Source organism: Sphingobium sp. PAMC28499 (genome assembly GCF_004795815.1).
Taxonomy (GTDB): domain Bacteria; phylum Pseudomonadota; class Alphaproteobacteria; order Sphingomonadales; family Sphingomonadaceae; genus Sphingobium; species Sphingobium yanoikuyae.
The window spans coordinates 1,806,913-1,819,895 of sequence record NZ_CP039248.1; the positions used below are offsets into that span (position 1 = coordinate 1,806,913).

13 protein-coding genes are annotated in these 12,983 nt (G+C 64.5%); 1 reads left to right on the plus strand and 12 read right to left on the minus strand.

Annotation, left to right across the window (positions count from 1 at the left end; all coding sequences use genetic code 11):
• Positions 1-14: 14 nt before the first annotated feature.
• The 4 genes from E5554_RS08725 to E5554_RS08740 form a co-directional block, all read right to left on the minus strand.
• On the minus strand, positions 15-2,474 hold the full coding sequence (locus tag E5554_RS08725) for a TonB-dependent receptor (RefSeq protein ID WP_122927856.1): 2,460 nt from the start codon (positions 2,472-2,474) through the stop codon (positions 15-17).
• Positions 2,475-2,641: 167 nt separating this feature from the next.
• Positions 2,642-2,830, minus strand: coding sequence for a YezD family protein (locus tag E5554_RS08730; RefSeq protein ID WP_004210739.1), 189 nt, complete (start codon positions 2,828-2,830; stop codon positions 2,642-2,644).
• 110 nt (positions 2,831-2,940) lie between these two features.
• A complete protein-coding gene (locus E5554_RS08735; protein WP_010338566.1) occupies positions 2,941-3,609 on the minus strand; it encodes an alpha/beta hydrolase in 669 nt (222 codons plus the stop codon).
• 174 nt (positions 3,610-3,783) lie between these two features.
• Complete coding sequence (locus E5554_RS08740) at positions 3,784-4,149, minus strand: PRC-barrel domain-containing protein (RefSeq protein WP_136186560.1); 366 nt, start codon at positions 4,147-4,149, stop codon at positions 3,784-3,786.
• 86 nt (positions 4,150-4,235) lie between these two features.
• On the opposite strand from E5554_RS08740, the gene E5554_RS08745 reads away from it, so the two are divergent.
• On the plus strand, positions 4,236-4,667 hold the full coding sequence (locus E5554_RS08745) for an OsmC family protein (RefSeq protein ID WP_010338567.1): 432 nt from the start codon (positions 4,236-4,238) through the stop codon (positions 4,665-4,667).
• On the opposite strand, the gene E5554_RS08750 is transcribed toward E5554_RS08745, so the two are convergent.
• The 8 genes from E5554_RS08750 to E5554_RS08785 all read right to left on the minus strand — a co-directional run bounded on the left by E5554_RS08750 (position 4,664) and on the right by E5554_RS08785 (position 12,904).
• Positions 4,664-5,569, minus strand: a complete 906-nt coding sequence (locus E5554_RS08750; RefSeq protein WP_136186561.1) for a DMT family transporter — start codon at positions 5,567-5,569, stop codon at positions 4,664-4,666. The genes E5554_RS08745 and E5554_RS08750 overlap by 4 nt on opposite strands.
• 53 nt (positions 5,570-5,622) lie before the next feature.
• Positions 5,623-6,429, minus strand: a complete 807-nt coding sequence (locus tag E5554_RS08755) for a class I SAM-dependent methyltransferase (protein WP_136186562.1) — start codon at positions 6,427-6,429, stop codon at positions 5,623-5,625.
• An 87-nt stretch (positions 6,430-6,516) separates the two neighbouring features.
• On the minus strand, positions 6,517-7,242 hold the full coding sequence (locus tag E5554_RS08760) for an anti-sigma factor (RefSeq protein WP_136186563.1): 726 nt from the start codon (positions 7,240-7,242) through the stop codon (positions 6,517-6,519).
• On the minus strand, positions 7,235-7,762 hold the full coding sequence (locus E5554_RS08765) for a sigma-70 family RNA polymerase sigma factor (RefSeq protein ID WP_037516480.1): 528 nt from the start codon (positions 7,760-7,762) through the stop codon (positions 7,235-7,237). Before E5554_RS08765 ends, E5554_RS08760 begins: the two co-directional genes overlap by 8 nt.
• A gap of 5 nt (positions 7,763-7,767) precedes the next feature.
• Entirely contained in the window at positions 7,768-8,991 is a 1,224-nt protein-coding gene (locus tag E5554_RS08770) for a glycosyltransferase family 1 protein (protein ID WP_136186564.1), read from the minus strand.
• Between the two features lie 46 nt (positions 8,992-9,037).
• Positions 9,038-9,763 carry a hypothetical protein gene (locus E5554_RS08775; RefSeq protein ID WP_247594412.1) on the minus strand — a complete coding sequence of 242 codons (726 nt, stop codon included), beginning with the start codon at positions 9,761-9,763 and terminating at the stop codon, positions 9,038-9,040.
• Between the two features lie 79 nt (positions 9,764-9,842).
• Positions 9,843-11,375, minus strand: coding sequence for a CpaF family protein (locus tag E5554_RS08780; protein ID WP_136186565.1), 1,533 nt, complete (start codon positions 11,373-11,375; stop codon positions 9,843-9,845).
• A complete protein-coding gene (locus tag E5554_RS08785; RefSeq protein WP_247594413.1) occupies positions 11,372-12,904 on the minus strand; it encodes a 6-pyruvoyl-tetrahydropterin synthase-related protein in 1,533 nt (510 codons plus the stop codon). The genes E5554_RS08780 and E5554_RS08785 overlap by 4 nt, the downstream gene beginning before the upstream one ends.
• Positions 12,905-12,983 lie beyond the last annotated feature (79 nt).

Sequence of the window (12,983 nt, forward strand, 5' to 3'; positions counted from 1 at the left end):
CGTGTCCGGTCGGATCAGAAGGAGAATTTGATCGTGCCGCCCCAGGTCTGCGGATCGCCGACCTGGCCGGCGATCAGGCCGGTATTGCCCGGCGCGACCTGAAGATTTTCGATATAGTTGACGTCGAAAGCGTTGCGCACCCAGCCGAACACATCGAAGCCTTCGCCGCGGAAGCCGGCACGGACGTTGGTGAGGGCATAGCCCTTCACTTCGGTGTAGATCGACGGCGAGGCATTGCTGTTCCAGTGCGAACGGTAATTGCCGTCGACCCCCAGATAGAGCTGCCCGTCCTTCGCCAGCAGCGTGACCGGAATGTTATATTCCGCGCCGTAGGAGAAGGCCCATTTCGACACGCCGGGCAGGTTCTGCCCCGAAATGTCGCACTGGCGCGGGCTGAGCGCGCCGGGAACGCCGGGCTGCGAATAATCCGGGGTGGCGCCCGACGGCTGATAGGTGCCGCCGGACAATTCGGGCGGGCAGGGGGCGTCGACGAACTTCTTGTATTTGGCGTCGGTGAAGGCGCCATTGGCATAGGCGGTGAAGCGGTCGCTGGCGACGATCTTGAAATCCGCCTCGATCCCCTGCGAGCGCACCTTACCGGCATTGGCGAGATAGCCGCGCACCGTGCCGAACTGGCCGCCATTCACGGTTGCCTGGAAATTCTTGATGTCGGTGCGGAAGGCGGTGAGGTTGAAGGTCGCCCGGCGATCCAGGAACTGGGTCTTGAGGCCGATCTCATAATGATTGACCGATTCCGGCTTCACCGTGCTGGCGTCGTAATTGACGGTGTTGTCGGCGTTGAGCGGCAGGCCATTCTGGTTGATGCCCAGCGTCTTGAAGCTCTTCGCATAGGTCGCATAGGCCAGCACGTCCGGCGCGATCTTGTAATTGACGTTGAAGTCGTAGGTGAAGTTCCAGGCGCTGTCGGACGGGGAACTGACCTGCGGCTGGTAAACGCCGCACTGCTGCGTCGTCCCCTTGATGGTGCCGGGCTCCGCAACCGTGGTGCAACTGATGGCCTGGCCCTGCGCGTTGGTGACGACACGCTGGTAGAAACCGGACTTCTTGTCATAGTTCAGGCGTACGCCGGGCTGGATGGTCAGGGCGTCCGTGACCTTCCAGCTGAGCTGCCCGAACAGGGCGGCGCTGTCGGCCTTGAGCCATTGCGTGTTGCTGGCGGTCAGGCCCGCCAGAGTGGCCGGAATGTTGGCGGGATTGGTCGGGTCGGTCGAGGGGGCAAGGCTCCACTGGGCCGCATCTTCGCCCTGCTGTTCGGTGCCCTGGGTGTCGATCCGCTGCTTGAAGCCGAACAGGCCGACGACGAAGTCGATGTCCTTGCTTTCGTAATTATAGCGGAATTCCTGGCTATACTGGTCCTGCTGCGAGGGGTTCTGCGACTTGGAGACGATCGACAGGCCGGTGAAGTCGCGGTCATTTTCCGGCTTCCAGTCCCAGAAGCGCCAGGCGGTGACCGAGGTCAGCGTGCCGGGGCCGACATCCCATTTGATCTTGGCCGACACGCCGCCGATCTTGTTGCCGGCATTGAGGTTGGAATCGAGGTCCGTCAGCCGGTCATAGGGGTTGCGGCTGGGCACGACATAGCCCTGCGCAGCGGCGAGCGCATCATATTGGCGATTGAGCGGACGCTGGGTCTTGCCGACGCGCACGAAGGTGGTGCCGCAGCATTCGGGATCCTGCTTGCTATAGTCGCCCGACAAGGTGAGGCTGAAATCCTCGGTCGGCTGGAACAGCAACTGGCCGCGAATGCCCAGATTATCCTGCTCGTTGATCCAGCGCTGGCTGGTCACATTGTAGAGCGTGCCGCGGCGGCTGGTGGCGGCGACGGCGATGCGGGCGGCGATCGTGTCCGTCAGCGGGCCGGAAATGGCGGCCTTCGCCTGCTTGTAATTGAGGTTGCCGACCGTCAGTTCGGCGCGCCCCTCGAAGTCGAAGGTCGGCTGGTTGGTCGTGATGTTGATCGCGCCCGCCGTGGTGTTCTTGCCATAGAGCGTGCCCTGCGGACCGCGCAGCACTTCCACCTGGTTGACGTCGAGGAAGTCGAAGGTCGCGGCAGCGACGCGGCTGTTATAGACATCGTCGACATAGATGCCGACGCCCTGTTCGAAGCCGTCGCTGGTGAGGCCGAACGGCACGCCAAGGCCGCGGATGTTGACCGAGGTGTTGCGTGGATTGGTGGTGTAGACCTGCAGCGTCGGTGCGAGCTGCTGCAGCTTCACGATGTTGAAATTGCCGGTCGCCTCGATGCTGTCGCCCTTCACCACGGAAATGGCCAGGGGCACTTCCTGCGCGGTTTCCTGACGGCGGCGGGCGGTGACGACGATCACGTCGCCGCGCGGGCTGCTGGCCTGCTGGTCATCGGCGGCAGCGGGTTGGGCGGCTTCGGCCGCAAAGGCGGCAGGCGTGACAAATGACGCGCTCGCCACGCTGGCGAGCAACAGAAAACGCGCAATCATGTTCTTCCCCTTGGTTCCGGAGGTTCGGTGAGTTTTGATCGCGGCGTTTCCGGTGGTCCGGTCAAAGCCGTGCTGGGGTCGTTTCTGGTGATGCGGCGTCCCCAGTGCCGCATCGGCATGCCATCCCCGACATGCCCTGATCTATGCGCTTGCCCTCCCTTGATGGGTCAGGCGGTCAGGCGCGTCTTTTCGGTGACGTCGATCTGCACGACGCGGGCGTCGTGGACGGTCAATGTGATGGAGCCGAAGCGCAGCCCTTCCAGCACGTCGCGCACCTTGTCGATGCTGGCGATGATGTCGGGGCGCTGGCCTTCGGCGCGGCTGTGGCGAAGTTCGATGGTTCTATGTTCGGTCATGTTCATCCCTCTGGCCGCGTTTTAACTCAACTGCATTAGTAGACAAAAAAGCAAATATAAGGGGCGCGCAAGATTCTCTTGTCGCGCCCCGGCGATGTCTGGGGCCGATATCAGCTGGTCATGCGCAGCCCGTCGGACGGGCGATCGAGCCGCGCCATCGGCATGGCCGGGCGCATCTGGCGCACGGCGGACGCCTGTTCCTGCGCATTGTCGATCAGCCGTTCCAGCAGCGCCTGGCCAAAGCCCCAGGCGCCCAGCCCCGAATCCGCGTTGATATGGCCGCTATGGCCGGCATCGACGAACTGGCTACCCCAATTCTTGCCGATGCTGTGGGCGCGTTCGAAGAAGATATAGGGGTCGTTCCGACTGGCGACGAGAATCGACGGGAAGGGCAGGGGCGTGCGCGGTGTCGGGCCGAATCCGCCGATCGTCTCGGGCGTTTCCATCCGGTCGCAATCGGGCGGCGCGACCAGCAGCGCGCCGGTCACCGGCCAGCCATAGGCCTGGCTTTGCAGGGCGCCCCACCAGGCGACGGCCAGGCAGCCCAGGCTGTGCGCCGCCAGGATGACCGGCCCATCAGCCTGACGAATGGCAGCGTCGAGCCGCGTGACCCAGGCATTGCGATTGGGGCTGGCCCAGCTGCCCAGATCGACGCGCTGGCAATCGCCGCGTCCGCTGTCCCACAATGTCTGCCAATGATCCGGGCCGCTGTTGTTGAGGCCGGGGATGGTCAGCACGACCGGCTGGCGCGCGTCACCCGAATGTCCGAATCGCTCCATTATCCTTATCCTCGTCCTATATTCTGAGCCTCCCAAAATAATACTATTCATCTGGTAGACAATGGGCGAGCGCTGAAATGTGTCAGAATCTGGGCAACCTGAATGGCAGGTAAACGGGCGCGTCGACCCCATGGCCGCGCGCCCGCATCAAGCCCCTGAACGGGCAGGGAAAAGCTACCAGGGGTAGATCAGCCCATAATATTGGTAGACGTTGCGGCCATAGGCATCGTCGAAGGCCGGCCGGTCCTCGTCCAGATAATGGGGCGCTTGTTCCAGCACATCCTTGGCCAGTTCGATCACATAGCCGCCCTTGTCCGTATCATAAGCCAGCATCGACCAGGGCAGGGGATAATGTTCGTTGCCCATGCCCAGGAAGCCGCCGAAGGACAGCAGCGCATAGCGCACATGGCCGCTGCGCTTGTCGACCATGAAATGGGATATCTTGCCAAGCCTGTCGCCCTGGCGGTTGTAGACGGCGGTGCCCTCGACCCGGTCGGACGCGATCAGGTCATGGCGATGCGCGCTCATCATCTCGGCCATTGTCACTCTCCTGCAAAAACATTCTATTCTGATGCAACCATGGGGAACCGCTGGGGTTCCTCCGCTTCACAGCAAGGAGCATCGGCATGAAGATCAATCGCAGCGGTTCGGCGGCCTGGAGTGGCGGCCTGAAGGACGGCAAGGGCACGATCTCGACCCAGAGCGGCGCGCTCGACGCCTATCCCTATGGCTTCGCCACCCGGTTCGAGGGCGTGCCGGGCAGCAATCCGGAAGAACTGATCGCGGCGGCCCATGCCTCCTGCTTCACCATGGCGCTGTCGCTGATCCTGGGTGAAGCCGGGCTGACGGCAGAGAAGATGGAGACGAGCGCGGTCGTCACGCTGGAGCAGCAGGAGGGCGGCTTTGCCATCACCGCGAGCAAGTTGACGCTGAAGGCGAAGATCCCCGGCGCCGACGACGCGACCTTCCAGGAACTGGCGGCGAAGGCGAAGGCCGGGTGCCCGGTATCGAAACTGTTGAAGGCTGACATCAGCCTGGACGCGGAACTGCTGGCCTAACCAGTCGCGATACGCCTGGCGTGGCGATGTTCACGCCAGGCGATATAGAGACCGCTGGCGATGATCAGTGCGGCGCCGACCCAGGTGGTCCACATCGGCCAGTCGCCCCAGATCGCCCAGCCCAGCAGGGTGGTCCACAGGATCGAGCTATAATCCATCGGCAGAACCACCGACACCGGCGCCCAGCGCAGCGCGGCGGTGAGGCAGAGTTGCGCGATGCCGCCGAACAGGCCGATCATCAGCAACAGGCCCCAGGTCTGCGCGTCATGCGGCTGGCCATAGAAGAGCATGCCGATGCCGAGCGGTGGGACTGACAGGGCAGTAAACCAGAAGACGACGACCCCCGCGCTCTCGGTGCGGCCCAGTTCCCGCAGCACCAGGCTGACGCTGGCCGTCACCAGCGCGGCGGTGATGGCAACGGCAACGCCCATCGGCGGGAAATGGCCGCCTTCGGGCCGGACCATGATGAGGACGCCCAGAAAGCCGATCAGGACCGCAGCCCAGCGATGGATGCCGGTCGGTTCGCGCAGGATCAGCGCCGACAGGATCGTGCCGAAGATCGGCATGGTGAAGCCGATCGTCGTCGCTTCCGCCGGCGGCAACAGGATGTAGGACAGGAAATTGAGCGCCATGCCGGTGAGGCCGATGACCATGCGGGTTGCATGGACACTGATCCGGCGGGTGCGGATGGCGCCGATGCCGCTGCTCATCGCCAGCCAGGCGAAGACCACGGGCAAGGCAAGCGCCTGACGGTAGAAGAGGGTTTCGACCAGATGGACGCCATGGGCGTCGGCGACCCGGCCGGTCACGAACATCACCGCCAGACAGATGACCGCGACCAGGCGCAGGCCGATGGCGAAGAGCGGGCGATGCGGGCGAGACGGGGCGGCGGCGCTGGACACGCCGCTTCCTTAACCCGGTTACGCGATGGCGCAACCGGGCTGAACCGGGTTTCTTACTTGAGCGGCTTGCGGAATTTCAGCGTCATGCGGTCGCTTTCGCCGATCGCAACATACTTCGCCCTGTCAACTTCGCCGTTACGCAGCGTGGGCGGCAGGGTCCAGACGCCCTTTTCCCAGTTGGCCGTGTCCTTGGGATTGGCGTTCACTTCCGATGCGCCGACATATTCGAAGCCCGCGCCTTCCGCGATGCGGCGGATGGTCGAGACCTTGAGATAGCCGCTGCTCTTTTCCAGCGCCGTGTCGCGATCTTCGGGCAGGCGATGGTCGACGATGCCCAGCGTGCCGCCGGGCTTGAGCATGGCGAAAAAGGCCTTGAAGGTCGCATCCTCGCTGCCGCCCATGACCATGTTGTGGACATTGCGGAAGGTCAGCACGGTGTCGACGCTGTTGGCCGGGATGCTGGCGGCTTCCTCGGGATAGGCGACCAGCTTCACCTTGTCATAGGCCTGCGGCTTTTCGGCCAGGAACTTCTTGTAGCCGTCAAGATAGCGGCCGGTCGGCTGGAGCGCGTAGAAGCTGCCCTTGTCGCGCAGCAGCGGCGCCAGGATTTCCGTGTACCAGCCGCCGCTGGGCGCCCATTCCACCACCGTCTGGGTCGGCGTCACGCCAAAGAAGGCGAGCGTTTCCTGCGGGTGGCGATATTTGTCGCGGGCGACATTGGCCGGGGTGCGGCTGGACGCGCCGATGGCGGCTGCCACCGGATCGGCGCCATGGCCGGCATGCTGGGCGACGGCCGCGCCCAGCGGCAGGAGGGCAAGGGCAGCGGCAAGCGCGATCGATCGGCGGGGAAAAGCGGACATGGGCAACCTCTCAACGGATCTGGAGCGCAGGGTGTGCCGTGCCCGCATCCCACTGGCAAGGAAATCCGGTGCTTATGGACCGGTTGGTCAGGACCAGCTGCCCGCGATCGACTCCGCCGTGGCGTCGATCGCGGCCGGTTCATCCTCGCCGGTCAGCGCGTAGGACATGTCGCCGCGCCGCCAATAGGCCACCGACTGGGCGCCCTCGCGCACCGAATCCGGCCGTTCTGGGGCGTCGGTGCGCTGGTGCATGGCATAGATGGACAGGTCGCGCCCTTCGGGCGTGCGCAGCGCGATCAGCAGCGCGGGCGTGCGTTCACCGGGGAAGAGCTGGACATCGGTCACGCGCCAGTCGGCGGGCAGGCCGGGAATGTCGATATGGGTGCTGGCCAATATCTCGCGCGGGTCGAAGCTGGGTGATTCGATCTGCCCCTGCATCCGGGCGCGGATCATGGCGACGCGGTGGGAGGTTGCGGCATCGACCACATAGGCGGGCGGCCCGTCACGCACCATGAGAAAGGCAACGAAGCTTCCCGCCAGCAGGCCGAGGCCGCCGCCGGCGCCGATCGCAAAGCGACGATGGCGCGCGGCCGGCGGGTGGAGCGCGCTCGCCTGTGCCGCCATGGCTTCGGGCAGGGGCGCGCGGTCCTGCGCCAACAGGCGCAGTCCGGTCCGGGTGCTGAGGTCGCCCATGACCTGCGCGGCGAGGTCGGGTCGGCGCGACAGGCGGGTTTCCACCGCAAAGCGTCGGCTGGGATCGAGCTGGCCGTCGACATAGGCCATCAGTTCGATCTCCGAAGGATCCTCACTCATCCTGTCCTCCCACGATGCGCAGCCGATCGCGCGGCTGCCTGTCCCTGTCCTGTCGCAATGTCGCCCGCGCACGGGCAAGGCGCGACATCACCGTGCCGACCGCTATGCCCAGAAGGTCGGCGCTTTCCTGATAGCTCAGCCCTTCGACCACGGTCAGGTGCATGACAGCGCGCTGATGGTCGGGCAGGTCGGCAAAGGCGCGGGCGACCTGCATCAGGTCGGCGCGCACCTCCTGGTCGGGATCGGCATGATCGACCTGGATCTGGGCAAAGGCCATATTGCGACGCGTTTCCGCCGCCTCGCGCCGCTTCGCCGAGATGAACACATTGTGGACGATGGCCAGCAGCCAGCGGCGGCGGCTGCGATCGGGCTGAAACTGGTCGCGCCGTTCGATCGCGCGCATCACGGCGTCCTGCACGACATCGTCGGCGACGACATGGTCGCGCGACAGGGCGCGGGCATAGCGGCGCATGGCGCGCAGGTCGGCCTCCATTTCCATGTCCGTTCGCTTGCCCGTCATCCACATCATTCCATTGGGGCGCCTGCCAGTTCGCGATAGACGCGCGCCACCGAATCCAGGACATGGTCCCAGCGATAGTCGCCCGTCGTCGCCTCCGCCGCGCGGCCGAGCCGTCGCCTTAGGCCGGTGTCGCGGACGAGGGAAGCCAGGCCGCGGGCATAGGCGCCAACGTCGCCCGGCGGCACCAGCAGTCCGTTGACGCGATTATCGATCAGGGCGGATGCGCTGGGGACGTCGGCCGACAGGACGGCAAGGCCGCTGGCCATCGCCTCCAGATTGACGTTGCCGAATGCTTCCGTGACGCTGGGATTGACCAATATGTCGGCGCTGGCGACCAGCGCGCCGAGACGTGCCCCTTCGACATGGCCGGCGAAGCTGGCATTGGGCAGATGGCGGGCAAGCGCATCGCGCGCTGGGCCATCGCCCAGGATCAGCGGGCGCAGCGACAGGCCGTTGGCGCGCGCCGCGATGATGGCGTCGGCAAAGATGTCGAGCCCCTTTTCCCGGACAAGCCGGCCGAAGAAGAGCGGTACGACATCGTCGGGCGCATAGCCAAGCTGGGCGCGCAGGCTTTCATCTCGCATCGCCGGATGAAAGACGGATCGATCGACGCCCCGGCTCCAGAGGGCAATGCGTTCGGCGCCATGGATTGCGGCGAGGTCCGCGGCGATCGGCGGGGTTGGGGCGAGGATGCGGTCGCAGTCGCCATAGAAGCGATCGAGATAGGCCTCGACCTTCGGGCGCAGGAAGGCGAGGCGATAATAAGCAAGATAGGTCTCGAACCGGGTGTGCAGGCTGGCGACGGTTGGTACGGCGTTGCGCCGCGCCCAGTTCAGCGCCTGCCGGCCGAGCAGGTCGGGTGCGGACAGATGCACGATGTCAGGCTGGAACGCCTCCAGATCGGCGCGGGCGGCACGGGTCAGGCCGATCGCGAGCCGATATTCCGGGCGACCGGGAATGCAGAGCGAGCGCACCGATCGGACATCGCCGGCCGAGGTGAAGGCTGGCGTCGGCGCGGTCGGCGAATAGATGCGCACCTCTGCCTGATGCTCGTCCAGCATATGCCGGACCAGGCGGTTGAGTGCCCGGTTCGCGCCATCGCGCACGCAATCATAATTGCCCGAAAACAGCGCGATCTTCAGCGGCCGGGATGATGTCGGCGCCGTGGCGACCGGCAGGGCGGCATGAATATGGGCGCGAAGGGAAGAGAGCGGGGAATGCAGCGTCATGCCCCGCTTACGCTTGTCGGATCGCGCCTATTCCATCGATGGGCAATTAAAATTGACGAATGATGCGCAGGCCGGCGGTGGGGCGGAAGATATCGCCGCGTGGCCGTTCCGCGCCAAGGCCCGCCTGCATGGCGAAATTGCCGCCCAGTTGCTGGTGCAATTGCGGCATCAGCAGCAGGCCGCCCTCGCTGCCGCCCTGATAATTGATCTCCAGCCCCAATACCTGCCCTTCGCGGCTGTCGTAGAAGGCTGAGTGGTTGAGGATCACGCCGTTGCGGCCATGGCCGCCCGACAGCTTTACGTCGGCAAGCCCTGCCATCGTCACGCTGCTCCAGCGGCTATTGTAGCGATGGGCCACCATATAGGCGAAACTGCTGCGATATTGTTTGGCGCGGCGGTCATAGATGCCGAGATACTGGACGCCATGGCCAGTGCGCCCGCCGCCGGTGGTGCCGAAGCTCGCCTGAAGGCCTAGCTTCAGTTCGGCGAGCCGGCCGTTGACGAAGGGCAGTTCACCCTCGATCGCGAAGCCGTCGGCAAAGGCATATTCGATTTCCGGTGCCCAATGGACGGCGTCGTCATCGCCCGACAGCGGAACGGTCGCCAGCGTATTGACCTCCAGTTCGCCGCGTTTGGCGCCCAGCGGCCGCATCATGTCGAAGATCATCGGTTCGGGCACGTCGGGATAGGCGTCTGACGCCAGCGCGACATCGCCCAGAAAGGCGCTCGCCATGGCGGCAAGGCCATGGCGCGAAAGGGATCGAACGGACAAGAAAGGCTGCTCCCGCGATGAGGATGTGACGATTTACATCCCCGTCTACGCGGGAGTGGAAGCCTTTATTCCCTGAGGGTCAGAGACAGGCTTCGAGGAAGGGCTGGTCGAAGCCGAACATGCGGGCCTTGTCGAGCGTATAGGGGCGCAGGCCCATCGAGCGATATTCGCCGATGATCTTACCGCTGTCATCCTCGTCATGATATTCGAACTTGAACAGTTCCTGGGTGACGATGACGTCGCCTTCCATGCCGATCACTTCGGTCACGTTGGTGACGCGGCGCGAACCGTCGCGCAGGCGCTTCACCTGAACGATCAGGTCGACCGAGTCGGCGATCTGCTTGGAAATGGCTTCCTTGGGGATCTTGATGTCGCCCATCAGGATCATGTTTTCCATACGGCCCAGGCATTCGCGCGGGCTGTTGCTGTGCAGCGTACACATGGATCCGTCATGGCCGGTGTTCATCGCGGCGAGCAGGTCGAAACATTCCGCACCACGAATTTCGCCCAGGATGATGCGATCAGGACGCATACGCAGGGCGTTCTTGACGAGATCGCCGATGGTGATCGCGCCCTGGCCTTCCAGGTTGGGCGGGCGGGTTTCGAGCGGCAGCCAGTGCGGCTGCTGCAGGCGCAGTTCGGCCGCGTCCTCGATGGTCAGCACGCGCTCGCCCGGATCGATCATCTTCGACAGCGCGTTGAGCATCGTAGTCTTGCCCGAACCGGTACCGCCCGAAATGACGATGTTGAAACGGCAGGCACCGGCGATCTTGAGTGCGGTCGCCATCTTCTGGTTCATCGCGCCCCATTGGGCGAGCATGTCGATGGTGATCGGCTTGGCCGAGAATTTACGGATCGAGATGGCCGTGCCCTTGAGGCTGAGCGGCGGCACGATCACGTTGACACGCGAACCGTCGGGCAGGCGGGCGTCGGCCAGCGGCGTGGTCTGGTCGACGCGGCGGCCGACCTTGTTCACGATGCGCTGGGCGATCTGGAACAGATGTTCTTCATCGCGGAACTTGATCGGCGCGATCTGGAGCTTGCCCTTCTTTTCGACATAGGTCTGCTCGGGGCCGTTGACCATGATATCGCTGATGTCCGGGTCGGCTAGCAATTCCTCGAGCGGGCCGAGGCCCAGAAGCTCGTCGACCAGCACCTTTTCCAGCGCGAACTGCTCGCGCCGGTTGAGCGTCAGCTTCAGCTCGGCCAGCACTTCCATGATGATCGGCCGGAATTCCTCCGCCAGTTCATCCTTGGTGAGGGTCGCGGCCGCTTCGGGATCGACGCGTTCGAGCAGGCGGGGAAGCACCTGTTCCTTGATCTTGTGAACCGACGCCTCGAACCCTTGCGGGCCGGCATCGGCGACATGTTCGGCATTGGCGCGTTCGGACAGGCGCGACATGGCGTCCGCATTGCGCTGCATCTGGCTGGTCGGCGCCGACAGCGGATCGAGCGGAATTTCGCCCGGCAGGGCCGACAGGTCGAGCGGCGGGAACTGCTCGCCGCCGCGCGGGGCCTCCTCGCGCGCTGCGCCGCCGCTGTGCATCGGTCGGGCGACGCCGAAACCCGGCTTGATGCCGGCAGGTCCATTTTTCCGTCCAAATGCGCTCATAACTCTCCGCCGGTATTCTGCGATCGGGCCAGCCACCCCAAAATGGGCCGATTCACCATGGCTGGAGAAGGTGAATAAGCTGGAAACTTTGACAAATGGCTAATGCGCCGGCGCCACAGAAGCAGCGCCAGCATCAGCGCAGCGGCGAGGCTGATGGCCGTGCCGACGCTTTCCTGCCACAGGCGCACCCGTTCGATCCGGTAAATGCCCGGCCGCGCATCGAAACTGATGAGGGGGCCATGGGAAGGCACAGGCTGACCGTTGTGCGTCACCTGCCAGATTGGGAAGGCGGCATGACCCATGGTCACGGGGCCGGGACGGGTGATGACAATCCGGTCGCCGCGCGGCAGGGCGCGCCAGGGGCGCAGGTCGGTCGAGCGATCGTAGCGATCGACGCGGGCAATGTCGAAACCGGCCGGAAGATACTCGGGGGCGTCGGGGACGGTCCGGTCGAGCCGGGCATAGTCGATCGGCAGGCGCAGATTGGCGCAGGTAATGATGCCGCTGACAAGATAAGGGAACAGCAGCAGCACGCCGGCACCCGCTAGCAGTACGGGGCGAGGACGATAGGTCATCAGCGCCGTGATGGTCGTAAATTCGACGATGCCCAGCGCCCGCCAGGGAAATTGCGTCTTGTCCAGCAGGTCGATCTGCCAGAGGAACGGGATGAGGTTGATCGACGCGAGGGCGGTGACGATAGCGATTCCCGACCAGATCGACCGGGCGGGCCAGGCCAGCAGCCCCAGCCCCAGGGCGATGCAGGGGAATAGTAAGAGATCTTCACGCCAGATCGACCAGTTGGCGGCGTGATATTTGCCCGTCCACAACAGGGCCGTCGACATATGCGCCTGTAGCGTGGCGGCGGGCAGCAGGTAGAAGGCGGCCAGGGTAAAGGCGAGAATGCCGGCGATCAGTCCGGGGACCAGCGTCGAGCGATCCTGCCATATCCGATGCAGCATCAGCGGCGCGATCAGGAACGGGCCGGTGAGTGTGGCCACCGGCAAATGGGTCAGGATCAGCGCGCCATAGCTGAGCGCGAGCAGGGCGATGCCGCTGCGCGAGGGCAGGCGCGCAATCCCCAGGGCGATAAGCGGCAGCCAGATGAAGGAGGCAAATTCGGCCAGGGCGCCGCGCACATAGAAATCATGGAGATGATAGGGCGCCAGCATATAGAGCGCGGCGCCCAGCAGCGGATGCGTGCCGCGCGAGGCAAGCCAGCGATGCATCGCCATACCCGACGCGATCAACAGCAGGAGTGCAGCGACATTGATCGCCTGGAGAACTGGAAGACCGATCGCCGCCAGTCCGCCGGACAGCCAATAGGCGAGCGGTGGATAGAAATAGAAGGTGGGGCTGCCCAAGCCTTCGAAGCTGTTGGGTAGCCAGCGCTCGTACAATTGCCCGGCGGCCATTTGCTCGCCGAAATGGCCGGTCCACATATAATTGTAGAGATAGGAATGGTTGGCCCCTGGGCCGAACAGGAAGGAGGGCAGCATCAGCAGGATGCCCAGCGCGGTCAATGGGGTCATTGGGTGACGAAGAAGGCCGGAAGCGAAGCGCATGACCGCCCTGATGCCGCAATAGGGTAAACGAAGCGTAAGTCCTGTT

Excerpts from the sequence above, each read along its gene's own strand:
- E5554_RS08725 (WP_122927856.1), bottom strand. The coding sequence starts at position 2,474 with ATGATTGCGCGTTTTCTGTTGCTCGCCAGCGTGGCGAGCGCGTCATTT.
- E5554_RS08730 (WP_004210739.1), bottom strand. The coding sequence starts at position 2,830 with ATGACCGAACATAGAACCATCGAACTTCGCCACAGCCGCGCCGAAGGC.
- E5554_RS08735 (WP_010338566.1), bottom strand. The coding sequence starts at position 3,609 with ATGGAGCGATTCGGACATTCGGGTGACGCGCGCCAGCCGGTCGTGCTG.
- E5554_RS08740 (WP_136186560.1), bottom strand. The coding sequence starts at position 4,149 with ATGGCCGAGATGATGAGCGCGCATCGCCATGACCTGATCGCGTCCGAC.
- E5554_RS08745 (WP_010338567.1), top strand. The coding sequence starts at position 4,236 with ATGAAGATCAATCGCAGCGGTTCGGCGGCCTGGAGTGGCGGCCTGAAG.
- E5554_RS08755 (WP_136186562.1), bottom strand. The coding sequence starts at position 6,429 with ATGTCCGCTTTTCCCCGCCGATCGATCGCGCTTGCCGCTGCCCTTGCC.
- E5554_RS08760 (WP_136186563.1), bottom strand. The coding sequence starts at position 7,242 with ATGAGTGAGGATCCTTCGGAGATCGAACTGATGGCCTATGTCGACGGC.
- E5554_RS08765 (WP_037516480.1), bottom strand. The coding sequence starts at position 7,762 with ATGACGGGCAAGCGAACGGACATGGAAATGGAGGCCGACCTGCGCGCC.
- E5554_RS08770 (WP_136186564.1), bottom strand. The coding sequence starts at position 8,991 with ATGACGCTGCATTCCCCGCTCTCTTCCCTTCGCGCCCATATTCATGCC.
- E5554_RS08780 (WP_136186565.1), bottom strand. The coding sequence starts at position 11,375 with ATGAGCGCATTTGGACGGAAAAATGGACCTGCCGGCATCAAGCCGGGT.
- E5554_RS08785 (WP_247594413.1), bottom strand. The coding sequence starts at position 12,904 with ATGACCCCATTGACCGCGCTGGGCATCCTGCTGATGCTGCCCTCCTTC.